Annotated in this window: 13 protein-coding genes; 4 read left to right on the top strand and 9 right to left on the bottom strand. The window is 58.5% G+C overall.

Annotated elements, in window-relative coordinates:
- Positions 1-69: 69 nt before the first annotated feature.
- From KGB06_RS02385 to KGB06_RS02375, 3 genes are all read left to right on the top strand, one after another.
- Positions 70-921, top strand: a complete 852-nt coding sequence (locus KGB06_RS02385) for a 3-hydroxybutyryl-CoA dehydrogenase (protein ID WP_223511619.1) — start codon at positions 70-72, stop codon at positions 919-921.
- A complete protein-coding gene (locus KGB06_RS02380) occupies positions 908-1510 on the top strand; it encodes a TetR/AcrR family transcriptional regulator (protein WP_223511618.1) in 603 nt (200 codons plus the stop codon). Before KGB06_RS02385 ends, KGB06_RS02380 begins: the two co-directional genes overlap by 14 nt.
- 186 nt (positions 1511-1696) lie before the next feature.
- The gene (locus KGB06_RS02375; RefSeq protein WP_223511616.1) at positions 1697-2110 is read left to right on the top strand and encodes a VOC family protein; all 414 of its coding nucleotides are present in this window, start codon (positions 1697-1699) and stop codon (positions 2108-2110) included.
- 238 nt (positions 2111-2348) lie between these two features.
- On the opposite strand, the gene KGB06_RS02370 is transcribed toward KGB06_RS02375, so the two are convergent.
- The 3 genes from KGB06_RS02370 to KGB06_RS02360 all read right to left on the bottom strand — a co-directional run bounded on the left by KGB06_RS02370 (position 2349) and on the right by KGB06_RS02360 (position 5049).
- Entirely contained in the window at positions 2349-3575 is a 1227-nt protein-coding gene (locus KGB06_RS02370; protein WP_223511642.1) for an RtcB family protein, read from the bottom strand.
- A gap of 16 nt (positions 3576-3591) precedes the next feature.
- Positions 3592-4611: an ABC transporter substrate-binding protein gene (locus tag KGB06_RS02365; protein ID WP_223511614.1), complete on the bottom strand. Its 1020-nt coding sequence runs from the start codon at positions 4609-4611 to the stop codon at positions 3592-3594.
- 222 nt (positions 4612-4833) lie between these two features.
- Positions 4834-5049 carry a molybdopterin-binding protein gene (locus KGB06_RS02360; protein WP_027921432.1) on the bottom strand — a complete coding sequence of 72 codons (216 nt, stop codon included), beginning with the start codon at positions 5047-5049 and terminating at the stop codon, positions 4834-4836.
- Positions 5050-5378: 329 nt separating this feature from the next.
- On the opposite strand from KGB06_RS02360, the gene KGB06_RS02355 reads away from it, so the two are divergent.
- Complete coding sequence (locus tag KGB06_RS02355) at positions 5379-5585, top strand: hypothetical protein (protein WP_223511612.1); 207 nt, start codon at positions 5379-5381, stop codon at positions 5583-5585.
- Positions 5586-5815: 230 nt separating this feature from the next.
- On the opposite strand, the gene KGB06_RS02350 is transcribed toward KGB06_RS02355, so the two are convergent.
- From KGB06_RS02350 to KGB06_RS02325, 6 genes are all read right to left on the bottom strand, one after another.
- Positions 5816-6139, bottom strand: coding sequence for a hypothetical protein (locus KGB06_RS02350; protein WP_223511610.1), 324 nt, complete (start codon positions 6137-6139; stop codon positions 5816-5818).
- A 443-nt stretch (positions 6140-6582) separates the two neighbouring features.
- The gene (locus tag KGB06_RS02345) at positions 6583-6999 is read right to left on the bottom strand and encodes a hypothetical protein (protein ID WP_223511608.1); all 417 of its coding nucleotides are present in this window, start codon (positions 6997-6999) and stop codon (positions 6583-6585) included.
- Positions 6999-11804, bottom strand: a complete 4806-nt coding sequence (locus KGB06_RS02340; RefSeq protein ID WP_223511607.1) for an RHS repeat-associated core domain-containing protein — start codon at positions 11802-11804, stop codon at positions 6999-7001. Before KGB06_RS02340 ends, KGB06_RS02345 begins: the two co-directional genes overlap by 1 nt.
- A gap of 260 nt (positions 11805-12064) precedes the next feature.
- Entirely contained in the window at positions 12065-13708 is a 1644-nt protein-coding gene (locus KGB06_RS02335; RefSeq protein ID WP_223511605.1) for a fatty acid--CoA ligase, read from the bottom strand.
- A gap of 101 nt (positions 13709-13809) precedes the next feature.
- Positions 13810-15588: an acyl-CoA dehydrogenase C-terminal domain-containing protein gene (locus KGB06_RS02330; protein ID WP_223511603.1), complete on the bottom strand. Its 1779-nt coding sequence runs from the start codon at positions 15586-15588 to the stop codon at positions 13810-13812.
- Between the two features lie 7 nt (positions 15589-15595).
- Positions 15596-18130, bottom strand: coding sequence for an efflux RND transporter permease subunit (locus KGB06_RS02325; protein ID WP_223511601.1), 2535 nt, complete (start codon positions 18128-18130; stop codon positions 15596-15598).
- Positions 18131-18145 lie beyond the last annotated feature (15 nt).

Raw genomic sequence — 18145 nt, 5'->3', positions numbered from 1 at the left:
GGCCAATAGTACGCCTTCGACCGTTGTCACGGCCAAGGTATCGCACGGTATGACCGGAAGGACGGCAACATGAATCTGCAAAACATTGGCGTGATCGGCGCGGGCACCATGGGCAACGGCATTGCGCAGGTCTGTGCGCTGGCTGGCTTCAACGTGACCCTGATCGACATCTCCGACAGTGCCCTGCAAAAGGCCCTGGCAACCGTCAGCAAAAACCTTGATCGCCAGGTCGCCAAGGAAACGTTGACCGAGGAGCAGAAGAACGCAGCCCTCGACAAGATTCGCACCAGCACCCAATACGATAGCCTGCAGAACGCGCAACTGGTGATCGAAGCGGCCACCGAAAACCTCGATTTGAAACTGCGCGTGCTGCAACAAATTGCCGCGCAGGTCAGTGCCGAGTGCGTGATTGCTTCCAACACCTCGTCGCTGTCGATTACCCAACTCGCCGCCAGCGTCAGCCAGCCTGAGCGCTTCATCGGCCTGCACTTCTTCAACCCGGTGCCGGTGATGGGCCTGATTGAAGTGATTCGCGGCCTGCAAACCAGCGACAGCACGCATGCCCTCGCCCTGGACATGGCGACAACCCTGGGCAAAACCGCGATCACCGCCGGCAACCGCCCGGGTTTCGTGGTCAACCGGATTCTGGTGCCGATGATCAACGAAGCGGTTCTGGTATTTCAGGAAGGTCTGGCCAGTGCCGAAGACATCGACGCTGGCATGCGTCTGGGCTGCAACCAGCCGATCGGCCCGCTGGCCCTGGCGGACCTGATCGGTCTGGATACCCTGCTGGCCATTATGGAAGCCTTCCACGACGGCTTTAACGACAGCAAGTACCGCCCTGCTCCACTGCTCAAGGAAATGGTCGCCGCCGGCTATCTGGGGCGCAAAACAGGACGTGGATTCTATGCCTATGCCTGAACGTTGCTCGCGCTTTGCCGAGTACCGGGACAAAGTGCTGGAGTTGTTCTCCAGCAAGGGTTTCGGTCAGGTCGGCATGCGTGAACTGGCCGCGTGCCTGGGGCTCTCCCCGGGCTCGTTGTATCACCATTACCCGAGCAAGCAGCACTTGCTGCTCGACCTGATTGAGGAGTTCTACGAAGAACTGCTGGCGACCTTGGGTCGCCTCGATCAAAAGGGCCCGGCCAAACGCGACAAACTGCAAAGCCTGATCCGCGCGCATTTGAATCTGCACCGGGAAATGCCCTGGCATTTCCGTCTGGCGGAGCGTGACGCCGGTTGCCTCAATGACGAGCAACAAGCGCGCGTCCGGCAATTGCGCGAGCAATACGAACAGCGATTACTGCTGATGATCGGCACCAAATCCCGGGTCGGTGAACAGGCGCAACGTGCCACTGCGCACGCCATCGCCAACTTGCTCAACAGCGCCCCCAGTTGGTTGATGCAACATTCGCTGAACGAACATGAGCATGATGAACTGCTGGAGAACCTGGTGAGTGGGGCCATTGAGCGCCTGCTTCGGCCCTCGGCACCGCGTGCAGTGGCCTGAGGAGTTGACGCAATGTCAGCACACCGAGGCCGCTAAACGTCATAAAACCCAGCGTTTCAATAGAAAAAACATCTAAAAAAATTTTGCCAATCACTCCCTCTAACGCTTTGCTAATGGCGTCCAATCACTGCGGAGCTGACGGTTAATCCAACCTCGTTCGGCTTCCTTCGCTACCGGGAGCAAATCATGAAAATCAATCCCTACCTGATCTTCAACGGCGACTGTAAAGCGGCCTTCACCTTCTATGCCCAAAGCTTGCCCGGCAAGATCGAAGCCATGATGACCTTCGGCGAGACGCCGGCCGGCGAACACGTGCCGACGGATCTTCACAACCTGATCATTCACACCCGACTCGTCGTGGGGGATCAGGCCATCATGGGGTCCGACACCACTCCGGATCGTCCTGTCGATGATATGGCCGGTTTTTCGGTATCGCTGAATGTCGACAGCATCGCGGAAGCTGAACGCGTCTTCGCGGCCTTGTCGAAAGACGGCACCGTGCAAATGCCGCTGGAACAGACGTTTTGGGCGGCGCGTTTCGGCATGCTGGTGGACCGTTTTGGTGTGTCGTGGATGGTCAATTGCGAGAAGGATCAGTGACCGTCAGGCATGAAAAAGCCCAACCTGAAATGGCTAATGCCGATCAGTTAAGGCGTAAAACCTGTGGGAGCGAGCCTGCTCGCGATGGCGGATTGTCAGGCAACGCAAGTGTTGACTGTGCCACCGTCTTCGCGAGCAGGCTCGCTCCCACAAGGATTGCTGCGTTCAACGCCTTAACTGATCGGCATTAGCCTGAAATAGCTGGGTTTTCTGGCCTGACTCACTATTGCCGAAGGGCTCAGCCCTTTACGCACACCACCTGACGCAGGGTGTGCAGCACTTCCACCAGTTCGCGCTGGGCGTGCATGACGTGGTCGATGTCCTTGTAGGCCATCGGGATTTCATCGATGACCGCCGCATCTTTGCGGCACTCGACGTGGGCGGTGGCGCGGATCTGGTCTTCGACGGTGAACAGGCTTTTCGCCTTGGTGCGACTCATGGTGCGGCCGGCGCCGTGGCTGCAGGAACAGAACGATTGCTCATTGCCAAGCCCGCGGACGATGAAGCTTTTCGCGCCCATCGATCCGGGAATAATCCCCAACTCGCCCTTCTTCGCCGACACCGCGCCCTTGCGGGTGACGAGTATGTCCTGACCAAAGTGCCGCTCTTTTTGCACGTAGTTGTGGTGGCAGTTGACCGCCTCCAGCGCCACCTCAAAGGGCTTGCTGATCACTTTGCGTGTCGCCTGAATCACCGATTGCATCATCAATGCACGGTTCTGTCTGGCGAAGTCCTGGGCCCAGCCCACGGCTTCGACGTAGTCATTAAAGTGGCGGCTGCCTTCGTTGAAGTAGGCCAGGTCACGGTCCGGCAAGTTGGCGAGGTGCTGGCGCATGTCGGCCTGGGCCAGTTGAATGAACAGGTTGCCAATGGCGTTACCGACCCCGCGTGAACCGCTGTGCAGCATGAACCAGACCCGGTTGGTCTCATCCAGGCACACCTCAATGAAATGGTTGCCGCTGCCCAACGTACCCAAGTGCACGCGGTTATTGGTGTTGGCGAGTTTCGGGTACTTGGCGGTGATCGCCTTGAAGCGTGAATCCAGTGCGGCCCAGGCCTGATTGGCCTGTTTCGGAACACTGTCCCAGGCACCTTTGTCCCGAGCGCCACGAACCATGGTGCGGCCGTGGGGCACCGCTTTTTCGATGGCACAGCGCAAGCCGTGCAGGTTGTCGGGTAAATCAGCCGCCGTCAGCGTGGTGCATGCGGCGATCATGCCGCAGCCAATGTCGACCCCGACGGCAGCCGGAATGATCGCGCCCACCGTCGGAATCACACTGCCGATGGTCGAGCCCTTGCCCAGATGGACGTCAGGCATAACCGCCAGGTGTTTGAAGATGAACGGCATCTTCGCGGTGTTGATCAACTGTTGCCTGGCTTCGTTTTCTACCGGGACGCCTTCGGTCCAGAGTTTGATCGGTTTGCCGTGGGCGACTTCCAGTAGTTGATAGGTCGGTGTTTGCATGATGTGCGATTTTTTCTCAACTGCCTGCACCGCCATGTGCTTCCTCAAAGAAGTAATCTTTCCAACTGTCAGCCTTGTTTTTCAGCACACCTAACGCCTGCAGTTGCTCGGCGTAGATATAGGTTCGCTGTGGCACCACAGTAAAGTCGATTTCGGGGTCGGCGACGATCTTCTCAACCAAGGGTAAGGATAGTTTCGATTGCTCCACACGGATATAGGTCTGGGCTGCCGCCGACTTATCGGCCTTGATGATTTTCTCGGCCTCGGCCAGCGCCGCGTAAAACGCCTTATAGGTTTTCGGGTTTTCGTCGTGGAATTTCTCAGTGGTGTACAGCACATTAAACGTGGCCTGGCCACCCAGCACGTCGTAGGAACTCAGCACCTTGTGCACGTTGGGACTTTGCAGTTCCTGGTACTGGAACGGCGGGCTGGAAAAATGTGAGTTGATCTCCGAACCGCCAGCAATCAGCGCCGACGTCGCATCGGGATGGGCCAAGCTGATCGAGATGTCGTCAAACTTTTTGAAATTGTCCGCGCCAAACTGCTTGGCCGTTTCGATCTGTAAAGTGCGCGACTGGAACCCTACCCCCGCCGCCGGCACCGCGATGCGGTCCTTTTCGGTGAAGTCCTTGAGGCTTTTTACGTTCGGATTATTGGTCAGCAGGTAGTTGGGCATCGACCCCAGTGAAGCGATGGCCTTGACGTTCTGTTTGCCCTTGGTCCGGTCCCAGATCGTCAACATCGGCGGCACGCCTGCCGAGACAACATCCAGCACGCCGGCCAGCAACGCTTCGTTCATTGCGGTGGCACCCGAGATGCTGTTCCAGTCGACCTTGATGTCGAGGCCCTGCTCCTTGCCATGTTTCTCGATGAGCTGCTGGTCGCGCACCACATCCAGAATCAGGTAACCGATACCAAATTGCTGGGCAATGCTGATTTTGCCTTCGGCCTGAACGACAGGACTGAGTAACGCACTCAGCGCCGCCACGGAAGTGGCCAACAGGGTCAATGCGTTGCGCTTGAAAGGTGTCGTCATGAAAACCTCAAGGTGACTGAGCCTCTAATGCCGATAAGTTAAGGAATGACACAGTCCGTAGCAGCTGGCGAAGCCTGCGTCCGGCTGCGCAGCAGTCGTGAAATCAGACGATGCGGCGTGTCAGGAAGACCTCGCAAACTCAGGTTTCACGACTGCTGCGCAGCCGGACGCAGGCTTCGCCAGCTGCTACAAAGTGCGTTTTGGCTGAACTGACTGTCGGGGTCAGAGCTTGGCGATCGAGACCTCGGTGGATTTGACGAAGGCAATCACTTCGCTGCCCACTTTCAATTCGAGGTCACGCACCGAGCGGGTGGTAATCACTGAGGTAACAATTCCAGAGGCGGTTTGCACGTCGATTTCGGACACCACTTCGCCCTGGACGATTTCCTTGATGACGCCTTTGAACTGATTACGGACGTTGATCGCTTTGATGGTCATGATGAGGTTTCCTGTCTGATGGCGGGCGTATCCGTTCGGATGCGCAGGCCCTCAAAGTGCACCACCGGCACAAACAACAAAAGGAATAAATAATTATCTATTTATTCCTTTTTTGAATATAAAACCGTCATGCCATCGCCAAATTTGCGTGCACTACAACCATTCGTCGTATGGGGAAACCCTGGACGCAAATGCTCCAAGTGTCTGGCGCGGGGATTGCACAGGCCGGCCGTAGCCGCACGGAAACGACGTAATTCTGACGCGGCAACAATCAAATTAATAATTAAGGACCCCAGCGCAACGCTTGGTGAGTCACCCGGAGATTTAACGTGTCAACCCTCAGTGAAATCGCAGCGAACCACGCGAGAATGGCTAAAACAAAGGTACAAGAGTCGACCGGATTGATTGAGCGGCACGTGCACATTGTGGGTGGCTTCGAAGTCCCTTGCCTGGAAGAACAACCGCATATTCCACTGCACCTGATGGCTGGCGTGCAGGACAACCACCTCGGACAGGTACCGGCCTACCAGCTCTGAGCGTGTTTGCGCACCAAGAAGTGGCACCAATCGATTGATGACCACTTCTTGCGCACTTATTTGGTGCGCTGAAGACGAGCCGATGATCGTTCCCACGCTCCGCGTGGGAATGCCTCCAGGGACGCTCCGCGTTCCAGTCACACCTCCGGCGTCGAGCCGGGCACCGATTTGACGCAGAGCGTCAGGGGCTGCATTCCCACGCAGAGCGTGGGAACGATCATTCAGCGGAGTTACTCCGAAGGCCGTGCCCGCAACCGCCGCCCAATCACATCCAGCACGTCGCATCCATCCCGCAATGGAATGGCGCACAGCATCGCAAAATCACTAAGGATGAACGACTCACACTCAACCGAACCTCGCATCGACATGTTTTCCAGCACCTGCGTGACGGCACGAATTCGATAGTTGGCGGCGTCATACAAAACATCGAGCGGAGCGTGGGTATCGACGAACAGCGTGGGCATGTCGGTGCAGTTGCTGGTGAGGGCCATGAAGCGGTTGTTGGGGTGGGGGGTTGGTTTTTCATAGGGTGGATCGGGGTGAAGTGTTTTCATTTTTTAGAGACCTTGGAGTATGTATTTGAAGCTACCAACGGCCTTTCCTACGGGCTTGGGTGGCAGCCGTGCGCGGGAGTAGGAAACTGAGATACTCCAACTCAGCCACGTCGAAACGTGTCCCGCACACAGCCGCCGCGAAGGATATTACGGACTCGATATAAGCGCCGCAATCAATCGACAGTACTGATGCACGTTGGAGTAAGGGTTCCTACACCCTGCCGCTGCATTTGCAGCGACAGCCATAGACTATCCATGGATCTCACTTCACACCAGTTCATGGAAACCGCTGCAGGTTGAAGGAAACTTCCGACGAACTTGTCCAGAAATTTCGTAATAATAACGATTGTGTTAAAAAGAACTTAAACATGCCGTAGTGCTGGCGATTGGCATTGAGAATGCCGATGCGTGGGATTCCAGATTGACAGCCGCCACCTGCTCCATCACCAGTTGGCCCGATCCTCAAGACTCGCTTTAAGAAGGTCTTCCTTCCAGGCCTCCTGAGCCAACAAATAGACATCTTGAAGAAATCCACGGGAATCCTCCAATGCATACCACTCGCCACGCGGCCAACTCCCCGCATCTTCTTCGTTTATATCAAACAAACTCTGAAAATCATAAGACGCATCGCTTAGCTTTTCCGCAAGAAAATCCAGCAGCACGAGCTTATGTCGATAGGACAGATAACCTAGATTCAAGCTGTATCTTTTGATCAGCTCCGCTCTGTCAAAGCGATCATTAGGATTAAATACTTCCAGCTCCACACCCCGAGTTTCCTCGCGATCATAAACATCAAAGACGCCAATAAACCACATCAAATCGGGCTGGAACTCTTCGTTTGAAAATGGATCTCGCAACATTATTTGCTCTCCGCAGGAAAACCTGTAAAAGGCCGACGCACATTGTCCTTATCGAACTTAATTTCAAACCAATTCAAATCTTCATTTAGTGTTGGGTTGCGAGCGTCTCTCCTGTTTGGTTTATAACCACGCCCAGCCCCAGGTAGCTCCATCCTTACAATCGGGTAATTATTGTGATCCTTCCCTGTATGCGGGCTCAAACCTAACACTTCCCTTGTCATAGCTTTATTCAATGCTCCCAAATGCATACGCCAGTTTCTGAATTGAGAGCTCAAGTTCCCTCTAGCGCCTCTCGCAACCTCACCGGTATGAGGATCGGCACCATTAACTGCTCGTTGTTTGAGCGCTTGGTCAGATATTTCTGAGCTGTGTTTTTTGACTGTGTGCATGTCATATTTTTCTTCCATTTCCGTAACACGCCGCTTCGCATTCGCTTCCGCTAGTTCATCAATCCGCGCCCTTCGCTGATCACCTGTCAGCTTTGGCAGCGCCGGCTCACCCTCATCAACCTTAACGCCAGTCGTATCATCCGGCGCCTGACACCCAGACTTACCCGACTGCGGACAGTTCCCGCTCAACCCCAACGGATCAACCCACCCCGTCGGATTCGGCGTGTACTGGTACTGATTCAACCCACCCGCCAACTTGATCGGATCAGGCGTCAGATACCGTCCAACATCCGGATCATAGTACCGATGCCGGTTGTAGTGCAGGCCGCTCTCGGCGTCGAAATACTGCCCTTGAAAGCGCAACGGTTGTTCAAGCTCCTCGCCCCCGCCCAACGCCAGGTGCGTGACCTTGCCGTAGGCGTTGTACTTCGCCGACCAGACAATCTCGCCACCAAAATCGGTCAGTTCCTGCGGTGTGCCGAGGTGGTCGAGTTGGTAGTAAAACGGGCAAGCCTTGCGCGGGCCTTTGCCGTCGAGCATCGCCAGCGGGCGGAAGCTGCCCGGTTCGTAGACGTAGCTGCGGTAGTGTTCGCGGCTGCTTTCGGCGACGAGGTTGTCGCCCTGCCAGAAGAACTCGGTGGTGTGGCCGTCGATGGTTTTGCTGATGCGGCGGCCGAAGGCGTCGTAGCGATAGTTGGCGCAGCGGCCATCCGGGGTGGTGACGCCGACCAGGCGGTGCTGGCAGTCGTAGCGGTAGTCGGTGACGAGTTTTTGTGCGGTGCCGCGGCGTTCGCGGATGAGGTTGCCGAAGGCGTCGTAGTCGTAATGGCGGTCGCCTTGCAGGAGCAGGCGATTGCCCAGCACTTTCGCGGCGCCGGGGCGGTCCTGCATCAGCAGGTTGCCGGCCGGGTCGTGGGCGAAGGTTTCCGGCGGGTCGTCGCGGGTGTGGCGGACGCGGGTCAGGCGGTTGAGTGGGTCGTAGGTGTAGTTGCGCTGGCCGTGGCGGGTGTCGGCGAGGCTGTCGAGATTGCCGTTAGCGCTGTAGGCATAGTCGCGGCGATACAGCGGTTGCTGCTGTTGGCTGACCGCCTGAGCCTTCAGACGGCCCTGATCGTCGTAGGCATATTCGCTGAGCAACTGGCCTTGCTGGCGTTGCTGCTCGCGCCCAAAGGCGAACTGGTGAGTGGTGAGCCGTGCGCCGTTGAGGTCGATGGCGGTGAGTGCGCCGCCCTTGGCGTGGTGGTAGTCGAGTTTGCTGCCGTCCGGCAGGCGCAGGCGCTTGAGTTGGCCGCAGGCGTCGTAGCCATAGCGCAGGGTGCCCCAGCCCTGATGCTCGGTGATCAGCCGGTCCTGTGGGTCGTACTCGAATTCCAGCGGATGGTCGTGGCCGTCGTCGACGCCAATCAGCCGACCGAGGCTGTCGTAGCGGTATTTGACCTGGATGCCGTCGGGCAGGGTTTTGACCAGCAACCGCCCCGCCGCATCCCGCTCGTAAGCGGTGATCAGCTGCGAACCGTCAGCGCCGAATTCGGTTTTCTCCAGCAGATGGCCATTGAGGTCGTAGGCGTAGGCCGTGCGTTGGCCGTCGAAACCGGTTTCCTGTCGGATCAATCCACCGGGGGTGTAGTCCAGTCGATATTTGTCGCCGGATTCGTTTTCGATTTCCGTGAGCAGCAGCTGCGCGTTGTCGTAGCGGTATTGCAGCTGGGTGCCGTCGGCATTGAGGCGGCGGCTGACCAGGTGCAGGTCGTCGAGGTATTCGTAGCGCGTGATGCGGCCGAGTTCGTCGCGTTCGGCGGTGATTTTGCTGTAGGCGTTGTAGCTGTAGGCGCGGCTCGCCCCAGTGGGAAGGATCGTCTGGATCAGTCGGCCAACGGCATCCCATTGCGACTTCGTGACCGCACCGTGTTCGTCCTGACGGGTAAGCTGCCGCCCCAAGGCATCGTAGGAAAACCGCCGCTGCCCACCGTCCGGCAACGTTTCCTCAACCAGCTGCCCCAATGCGTTCCAGACGAACACATGTCGACTGGTGTCCGGGTAACGGATCGACAGCAGCTGACCTTTGGCGTCGTAGTGGTAATGGGTGACCTGACCGTCAGGATCGATGGCCTCGGTGACATCGCCCTGCGCATTGCGCTGCCAGGTCCACACGGCTTTGCCGCGATAACGTGCGTGCAGGAAACCGTTGCGGTACTCGTAGGCCGTCGGCTCGTCTTCTGACGGAATCAGCGCCACCAGCCGTCCGACTTCGTCGTAGCGGTATTCAGTGACGGCGCCGAGCGGGTCCTGTTCGGCAACCAGCCGCCCCTGATCGTCGTAGGCCTTGAGCTGTTCGCCGCCATCCAGTTCGACCTTGCGCACCAGCCGCGCCTGGTCGTCGTGGACGTAAACTTCTTCGCTGCCGTCGAGGTTGTGCACGGTGACGCTGCCCGCGTCATCCCAGACATAGCGTGCGTCCATCTGCGCAAACGACGCCCAGTGGCGGATGCAACGCGCCGCTTTGCCGGACCGTTCCCACTCCCAAAAGAAACTCGCGCCACCGGCCAGTTGCCGCTGGAGAATGACGTGCTGGTCGTCGTAGTCGTAGCGTTCGCTTTCGCCGGCGGCGTTGCTCGCTTCGATCAGTTGCGCGCGTTCGTCGTAGGCGTAACTGACCAGGGTTTGCTCAGTCTTCCAGCACGCCTCGAGGGTCTGCGCCGGGACAAAGACCTGATAGTCGATGGCGACCAAATGGCTGCGTTCATAGCGCAAGCGCAAGGCGCGGCCTGCGCCGTTGCTGAGGCGCTGGATGCGGTCCTGGCGGTCGCGACTGATGCGCAGGCGGTTGTCGTAGGCGTCGCTGATCGTGGTCAATCGACCGTTACGGAAGTGATAAAACCGCGCGTCGTCACCGGCCCGGGCGAGGATCAATTCTTCGGGTTCAGCCCCGAGATAAATCGCGGCGCGCGACAGGCTGTTGTGAATGGCCGGGCGTTCGGCGGACGGCAGCGGGAATGTAGTGCGACGGTTTTCGTGGTCGATCCAGATGACCGTGTCGCCGTCGATTTCCAGGCAATGGGATAAGGAATGGCTCCAGCCAAACCCGAGGCCGCAGTCGATCTCGGCGGCGCTGGTGCGATAAAGCCGGGTGAAGTCGAACGGCAGGAGGCCGCCCAGCGAACCGTCGGTGAGGGTCAGCAGTTCTTCGCCGGTGACCATCGACACCGGGCATTTGTTGGTGGCGGTTTTGTTGGCGGAATCGGCACTGTCGCCGTTGGGGTTTGTCGCCTGATCCGGGACGTTGTCGTGGTGTTCGTTTTGCTTGAGGGTGGTGTTGCGCTTGGCATCCCAGCGCAACTGCATCCGGCCTTTTTTCAGACCTGCCGCGACACCGCGCGCGGCGACGGCTTTGTACTGGTCGACGTACTTCATGAAGGTCGTGAGGATGCTGAAAGTCGCCTCGACGAAACGTATCGCGAGACCCGCCAACACCATCCCGTACTTGATGCCACGAAGCTTCAGATAGGCTACGGCTGCGGGCACACCGATACCCGTAAAAGCCAGCGCCGACGCAATCAGAATATCGATCAGCACTGTAACGATGACGTGACTGGCCACTTCCGCCGAGTTACCAGCAATTTCGCTAGGTGGTAACGCTGAAAGCCACATACTCGCGGCACGAAACAGCAGACAAAGCGCCGCTTCATCACTTGCCAGCAGCATGGCTTTTTCCATCGCGGCAGGGGATCGCTCCGCCAGCTCGATGAGTTTTTGCGCACTGCTACCAAGCTGTTCAAGGTGAGCACCAGGATTTTTAAGGATGTCAAAGACAAGGCTCAGACCATCCCAAACACCCATGACCGCGGCCCAACCTCCCGCCAGCAATCCGTTCCCGGCGGCCGCAAATGTCGACTGTGACCATTGCGGCTTAAACCCTGCCCACTCACTGCGCAGCCAGCCCTCCAGCGCTGCGCTCAGGCCTTTATAAGAATCAAAAAGCTTGTCGATTTGCTTCGGCGTGACTTCACTCTGAACATGAACACGGTAGAACTTGCCGGGGGTCCCCTTAAACTGCCCTTTACCGTTTTCATCGAGCGTGATCGACTTGCTCTCGCCGCCATCCATGGCAATCACATCAACCGAGATATTCCCCAACGGGATGTCGTAAACCGATTCGAACTTGCTCTCGATCTCTAGCTTTCCACCCTTCGAGCACTGCACGACGGTAGAGAAAAATTCGTCGTCGCCACTGCTCACCGTGGTGCTGGCATCACCGAATCGGATGATCCGCTCCATGCCCATCAGCGACGGCAAATCAGCCACACGGCTGGCTTGGTCCGCCTTCTGGTTAAACCAACCCTTCAACTGTTCGCGATAAAGCGTCAGCGTGTGCGGAAAACTGTCGAGTTCCTGCTCGATGCGGGCGATGTGGGTCATCAACGCACCGAACGGCATGGAGTGGAGTGGAAAATCGGGTCGAACATGAGCAATCCCTCGCGCAGAAAATGGGGCGCGCGAGACTTTGCAGGGGATCAGTCAGGAAAGAAGTCAGAGAAGTAGGCGATGCCTGTAGGGAAAATCCGTAAATATGCATCCACAAACAACAGGCAAGCTAAAACGCAAACGTGGCGTGAGGTTTCCCTCACGCCACGTTTGTTTATCTACCTCAGGAGGCTAGAACCCAGCGGTTTCAACCGTCAGTTCGACGCGGTTTCCCGAATCAGCTTCTTGTTGATTTTGCCGACGCTGGTCCTGGGGATCTCGGCGACGAACTTGAACTGCTTGGGGATTGCCCATTTGTTGATGCGCCCACACTCGACAAACGTCAGCAGGTGCGCTTCGAGTAGCTGCTTGTCGAGGTACTGCCCCGGCTCGCACACCACCATGGCCATGGGCCGCTCGCCCCACTGTTCATCGACGATGCCGACGACCGCGACGGACATCACTGCGGCGTGTTCGCTGATCAGGCTCTCCAGTTCCAGCGAGCTGATCCACTCGCCGCCCGTCTTGATCACGTCCTTGATGCGGTCTTTGATTTCGACGCCACCCATCGGGTCGATCGAAGCCATGTCGCCCGTGTGCATCCAACCGTCGAGCCAGAGCTCGGCGCCCTTTTCGGGTTCTTTCAAATACCCCTGGGTCAGCCAAGGCGCGCGGACCACGATTTCGCCCAACGACTCACCGTCATGGGCAACATCGTTGCCGCTGGCATCGATGATTTTCAGGTCAACCATGGGCACCGGTGTGCCGGTCTTGATGCGGGTAGCCAATTGTTCTTGCATGGGTTGTTTGAGCACGTCATCACGCAGGTAACTCAGGCACAGCAGCGGGCAGGTTTCCGACATGCCATAACCGCTGTGCACCACCATGCCTTTGGCGCTGGCTTCGCTGGCGATACCGAGAGTCAGCGCGCTGCCGCCCAGGAGCATTTTCCAGCCATCAAAACGAGTCTGTTTCCCGGCTTCGCAGTTCAGGATCATCTGCAAAATGGTCGGTACGCAATGGGAAAAGGTGACCTTCTCCTCACGATAAAGTTTGACCAGGGTGTTGGGCTCATAGCGGCCCGGGTACACCTGTTTGATCCCCATCAGGGTGGCGACATACGGCACACCCCACGCATGCACGTGAAACATCGGCGTGATGGGCATATACACGTCATCGGAACGCAGCAGCGGCTGGCCTTGATAGACACCCAGGGTGCCGACGGCGTTCAAGGTGTGCAGGACCAATTGGCGGTGGGTGAAATACACCCCTTTCGGGTCGCCGGTGGTGCCGGTGGTGTAGAACAGGGTTGCGACCGAGTTCTCATCGAAATCGGGGAATTCATATTGGTCTGACGCTTGGGACAGCAGGTGCTCGTACTCACCCAACACCGGCAACGACGTTTCGGTAGCCGTGTCGTCCGTCAGTTGCAGGTAACCTTTGACGGTCGTGAGTTGACCCTGGATCTGTTCGAGCAAAGGCAGGAAGTCATCATGCACCAGCACCAGATCGTCTTCGGCGTGGTTCATGGTGAAGAGCACTTGATCCGGAGAAAGACGGATGTTCACCGTATGCAACACCGCACCAATCATCGGTACGGCAAAGAAGCATTCCAGGTAGCGATGGCTGTCCCAGTCCATCAGCGCCACGGTGTCACCGGCTTTCACGCCGGCTGCCGTCAAGGCGTTGGCCAGTCTGCGAATCCGCTTGTTGAGCGTCTCGTAGCTGTAGCGCAGTTTGTCGGCATAGACGATTTCCCGACCCGGCTCGTAGCGCACACCGGACAGCAATAATTGCTTGATCAGCAAGGGGTAGGCATAGGCGCCTTCGGCGGGCGGAATTATTTTTGTCGCCATCATGATTAGAGTTCCTGGTCCTTTATTGTTGGCTCAGTGCCCCTCGGTGCACACAGGTGCAATCGACTCCCGACGCGGTGCCGGGAGTCGCGGGGGCCTGGCAATCAGAACTGCGTTGCGTCCAGTTGGTAGAGGCACTCGCTTCCGGCCTTGACCGAAGCGCTCAATGAATGAATGCGCGGTAGTAGGCGAGCGAAGTAGAAGCGTGCGGTGGCCAGTTTGCTGACGTAGAAGTCGTCCTCGGCTTGCTTGCCGATGGCGGTCTTGGCCATCAGTGCCCACATGTAGGCGTAGGCCACGTAACCGAAGGCTTGCAGGTACTCGACCGAGGCCGCGCCGATTTCATTCGGGTTGGCTTTTGCCCGGTCCAACACCCATGCGGTCAACTCGTCGAGCGTGTCCACGGCAGCGTTCAACGGCTTGCTGAACTCGTTGAGTTCCTCGCTGGCGTTGGCGGCGAAGTCGCGAATTTCGGAGGCGAACAAGCGGTAAAGCGCCCCGCCACTGCCAACGATCTTGCGCCCGACCAGGTCCAGCGACTGGATGCCGTTGGTGCCTTCGTAGATCTGGGTGATGCGCACGTCACGCACCAGTTGCTCCTGGCCCCACTCGCGGATATAGCCGTGGCCGCCGAAAATCTGCTGGCCGTGGATGGTAGTCTCCAGCCCCATGTCGGTCAGAAACGCCTTGGCCACCGGGGTCAGCAGCGACACCAGCTCTTGCGCACGATTGCGGGTTGCCTGGTCTTCGCTGTACTTGGCGGTGTCCAGTTGCAGGGCCACGTAGCTGGAGAACGCACGACCGCCTTCGTTCAAGGCTTTCATGGTCAACAACATGCGCCGCACGTCCGGGTGGACGATGATTGGGTCGGCAACCTTGTCCTTGTTCTGTGCACCCGTTGGCGAACGGCTTTGCAGACGGTCACGGGCGTATTCGACGGCGTTCTGATACGAGCGCTCGCCCAGCGACAGACCCTGAATGCCTACGCCCAGACGCTCGTAGTTCATCATGGTGAACATCGCCGCCAAGCCCTTGTTCGGCGCATCGACGATCCAGCCAGTGGCGCCGTCAAAGTTCATCACGCAGGTGGCGGAGGCCTTGATTCCCATCTTGTGCTCGATGGAGCCGCAGGACAGCGCGTTGCGCTCGCCCAGGGAACCGTCGGCATTGACCAGCACCTTGGGCACCAGAAACAGGGAAATACCCTTGGGGCCGGCCGGCGCATCCGGCAGTCGGGCCAGTACCAGGTGAATGATGTTTTCGGTCAGGTCGTGCTCACCGCCGGTGATGAAGATCTTGCTGCCACTAACCTTGTAGCTGCCGTCGGCCTGAGGCTCGGCGCGGGTGCGAATCAGGCCCAGGTCGGTACCGGCATGGGCCTCGGTCAGGCACATCGAACCGGTCCAAGTGCCGGCGTACATGTTTGGCAGGTAACGTTCTTTGAGTTCTTCGCTGGCGTGGGCGTTGATCGACAGGCACGCGCCGGCAGTCAGCATCGGGTACAGGCCGAAGGACAGGCCGGCCGAGTTGACCATCTCTTCGACTTGAGCCGAAATCGCCTTGGGCATGCCCATGCCACCAAACTGCGGATCACCACCGACGCCGACCCAACCGCCTTCGGCGAACGCCTGATACGCGGCGACAAAACCGTCTGGCGCGGTGACCGCGCCGTTGGTCCAGGTGCAGCCTTGTTCGTCGGCACTGCGGTTCAGCGGTGCGATCACTTCACCCGTGATCTTGCCGGCCTCTTCAAGGATCGCGGCAGCCGTCTCTTCGTCAATGACCTCGGCCAGGCCAGGCAAACTGGCCCATAGCTTGGACACCTCAAAGACTTCATTGAGGACGAAGCGCATGTCGCGCAAGGGAGCTTTGTATTCGGACATAGTGAACTTACTCAGGAGTAGTCAATGCATGAGGAACAAGCGGAGCGTGGGAGGTGCCGGCTTCATTGGCAGGCACCCCCAGGTCATCCGCAGCTGGATGAGTCTCCAGCGATTTTTCGCGCAGCAGGAAATACGACAGCGCAGGAATCAGGATCAGTGCGCCGAGCATGTTCCACAGGAACATGAACGTCAGCAGGATGCCCATGTCCGCCTGAAACTTGATCGGCGACCAGACCCAGCACACCACGCCCGCCGCCAGGGTGATGCCGACCAGGCCAACCACGCGACCGGTGAACGACACCGCGTTACGGTACGACTCGGACAGCGACAAGCCTTGACGCTGGAAATGCAACTGCACACTCAGCAGGTACAGCGCGTAGTCCACGCCGATCCCCACCCCCAGCGCGATCACCGGCAACGTCGCCACTTTCACGCCGATGCCCATGGCCACCATCAAGGCTTCGCAGAGGATCGAGGTCAGGACCAGTGGCAACAGCGCGACCAGCGTCGCGCGCCAGCTGCGGAAGGTGATCAGGCAGAACAGGGTCACCGCTGCGTAGACGTACAGCAGCATGGTGTGATTCGCCTCGCGCACCACGATGTTGGTCGCCGCTTCGATACCGGCGCTGCCGGCGGCCAGCAGGAACTGGCGATCTTCGGTGCTGTTTTCCTTGGCAAACTTGTCGGCGATGGCGACCACCGAGTCCAGGGTTTCGGCCTTGTGGTCCTTGAGGAAGGCAATCACCGGCATCAGCGAGCAATTGTTGTTGAACAGCTCCGGGGAGTTGACCGAGGCTTGCTGCGCGGCGTAGTTCAGCACGTCCTGGTTGCGCTGGATGCTGTTGAGCTTGGGGTTGCCTTCGTAGGTCCCGGCGGTGATTTGCCGCACGGCGTTGACCAGCGACGTCGTCGCCCGCACACCCGGATCTTGTTGCAGTTCCCAGGCCAGACGGTCGGCCAGCACCAGCGTCTTGTAGTTCAGGCAACCTTCCGGCGCAGTCTTGATCATCACCGCGAACAGGTCGCTGGACAGCGCGTAATGCTGGGTGATGTAGGCGTTGTCACGGTTGTAGCGCGAATCGGCACGCAGCTCCGGTGCGCCACTTTCCAGGTCGCCAATCTTCAGGTTCAGGCTGACCATGAAGCCGCCGATGCCCATCAACAGCGCGACCAGTACCGCGCCGGTAGCCCACTTGCGGGTGGTGAAGCGGTCGAGTGCGTCCCACAATTTGCCGAAGCCTTTGTGCCGGTCGGCGCGGGTGTCGATCTTCAGGGCGCGTTCGGCCGCCTTGGCGCCGACGCCGACATACGACAGCGCCACCGGCATCAGCAGCAGCGAGGTGAAGATCAACACCGCGACACCGATACTGGCGGTGATCGCCAGGTCCTGGATCACCGGAATGTCGATCAGCATCAACACGGCAAAGCCCACAGCGTCGGCCAGCAGCGCGGTGACGCCGGCAATGAACAGACGGCGGAAGGTGTAGCGCGCGGCGATCAGTTTGTGGGTGCCACGGGCGATGTCCTGCATGATGCCGTTCATCTTCTGCGCGGCGTGGGACACGCCGATGGCGAAGATCAGGAACGGCACCAGCACCGAGTACGGGTCGATGGCATAGCCCAGCCAGGCGACGATGCCCAGCTGCCAGACCACCGCGATCAGCGAACAGCCGACCACCAGCAGGGTGCTGCGCACGCAACGGGTGTAGCCGTAAATGATGATCAGCGAGGTGATCACGGCCAGGCCGAAGAACATCATCACCTGAATCAGGCCATCGATCAGGTCGCCCATCAATTTGGCAAAACCGATCACCCGGACCTTGTAGTGGCCCTTGCCTTCTTCGCCGGACTTGCGCGCGGCACTGTCACCGCCGTATTCGATCTTGTCGCGCAACTGCTCTTCGAGCATCTGCGAGAACTGATGGTAATTGATGCTCTGACCAGTGGCCGAGGCCTTGTCCATCAGCGGCACGATCAGCATGCTGGATTTGAAGTCGCTGGCCACCAGGCTGCCGACGATACCGGCACGGGAAATGTTCTGGCGCAGTTGCTCGATTTCTTCCGGGTTGCCCTGGTAGGTGTCGGGCATCACCGAGCCACCCTGGAAACCTTCCTCGGTGACTTCGGTCCAGCGCACGGCCGGGCTCCACAACGACTTCATCCAGGCCCGGTCGACGCCCTCGGTGAGGAACAACTGATCGTTGACCTGCTTGAGCACGTCCAGGTATTCAGGGTCGAAAATATCGCCCTGGGTGTTTTCCACCACCACGCGTACCGAGTTGCCCAAACCACGCAGCGACTGGCGGTTTTCCAAGAAATTCTGGATGTACGGCTGGCTCTGCGGAATCATTTTTTCGAAGCTGGGACGCAGCTCCAGACGAGTGACCGCCATGAAGCCCAGCACCACGGTGGCAAGCGCCATCATCAGCATGAACACAGGGCGGTAGTTAAACACCAGCCGTTCCAGCAGGTTGCCGGAGCGACGGTCGAAATCACGCATGTCGCGGATCACCGGCATGGCTTCTTGTTTTATATTGCCCATGTCTGGGTTCTCGCT

Source organism: Pseudomonas sp. GL-B-19 (assembly GCF_019956415.1).
In the GTDB taxonomy this organism is placed as follows: Bacteria; Pseudomonadota; Gammaproteobacteria; order Pseudomonadales; family Pseudomonadaceae; genus Aquipseudomonas.
This window is presented reverse-complemented; position numbering and strand designations above follow the sequence as displayed.

Coding starts and splice junctions, on each gene's coding strand:
- KGB06_RS02325 (WP_223511601.1), bottom strand. CDS start 18,130: ATGGGCAATATAAAACAAGAAGCCATGCCGGTGATCCGCGACATGCGT.
- KGB06_RS02370 (WP_223511642.1), bottom strand. CDS start 3,575: ATGCAAACACCGACCTATCAACTACTGGAAGTCGCCCACGGCAAACCG.
- KGB06_RS02365 (WP_223511614.1), bottom strand. CDS start 4,611: ATGACGACACCTTTCAAGCGCAACGCATTGACCCTGTTGGCCACTTCC.
- KGB06_RS02345 (WP_223511608.1), bottom strand. CDS start 6,999: ATGTTGCGAGATCCATTTTCAAACGAAGAGTTCCAGCCCGATTTGATG.
- KGB06_RS02385 (WP_223511619.1), top strand. CDS start 70: ATGAATCTGCAAAACATTGGCGTGATCGGCGCGGGCACCATGGGCAAC.
- KGB06_RS02330 (WP_223511603.1), bottom strand. CDS start 15,588: ATGTCCGAATACAAAGCTCCCTTGCGCGACATGCGCTTCGTCCTCAAT.
- KGB06_RS02360 (WP_027921432.1), bottom strand. CDS start 5,049: ATGACCATCAAAGCGATCAACGTCCGTAATCAGTTCAAAGGCGTCATC.
- KGB06_RS02350 (WP_223511610.1), bottom strand. CDS start 6,139: ATGAAAACACTTCACCCCGATCCACCCTATGAAAAACCAACCCCCCAC.
- KGB06_RS02335 (WP_223511605.1), bottom strand. CDS start 13,708: ATGATGGCGACAAAAATAATTCCGCCCGCCGAAGGCGCCTATGCCTAC.
- KGB06_RS02340 (WP_223511607.1), bottom strand. CDS start 11,804: ATGACCCACATCGCCCGCATCGAGCAGGAACTCGACAGTTTTCCGCAC.
- KGB06_RS02380 (WP_223511618.1), top strand. CDS start 908: ATGCCTATGCCTGAACGTTGCTCGCGCTTTGCCGAGTACCGGGACAAA.
- KGB06_RS02375 (WP_223511616.1), top strand. CDS start 1,697: ATGAAAATCAATCCCTACCTGATCTTCAACGGCGACTGTAAAGCGGCC.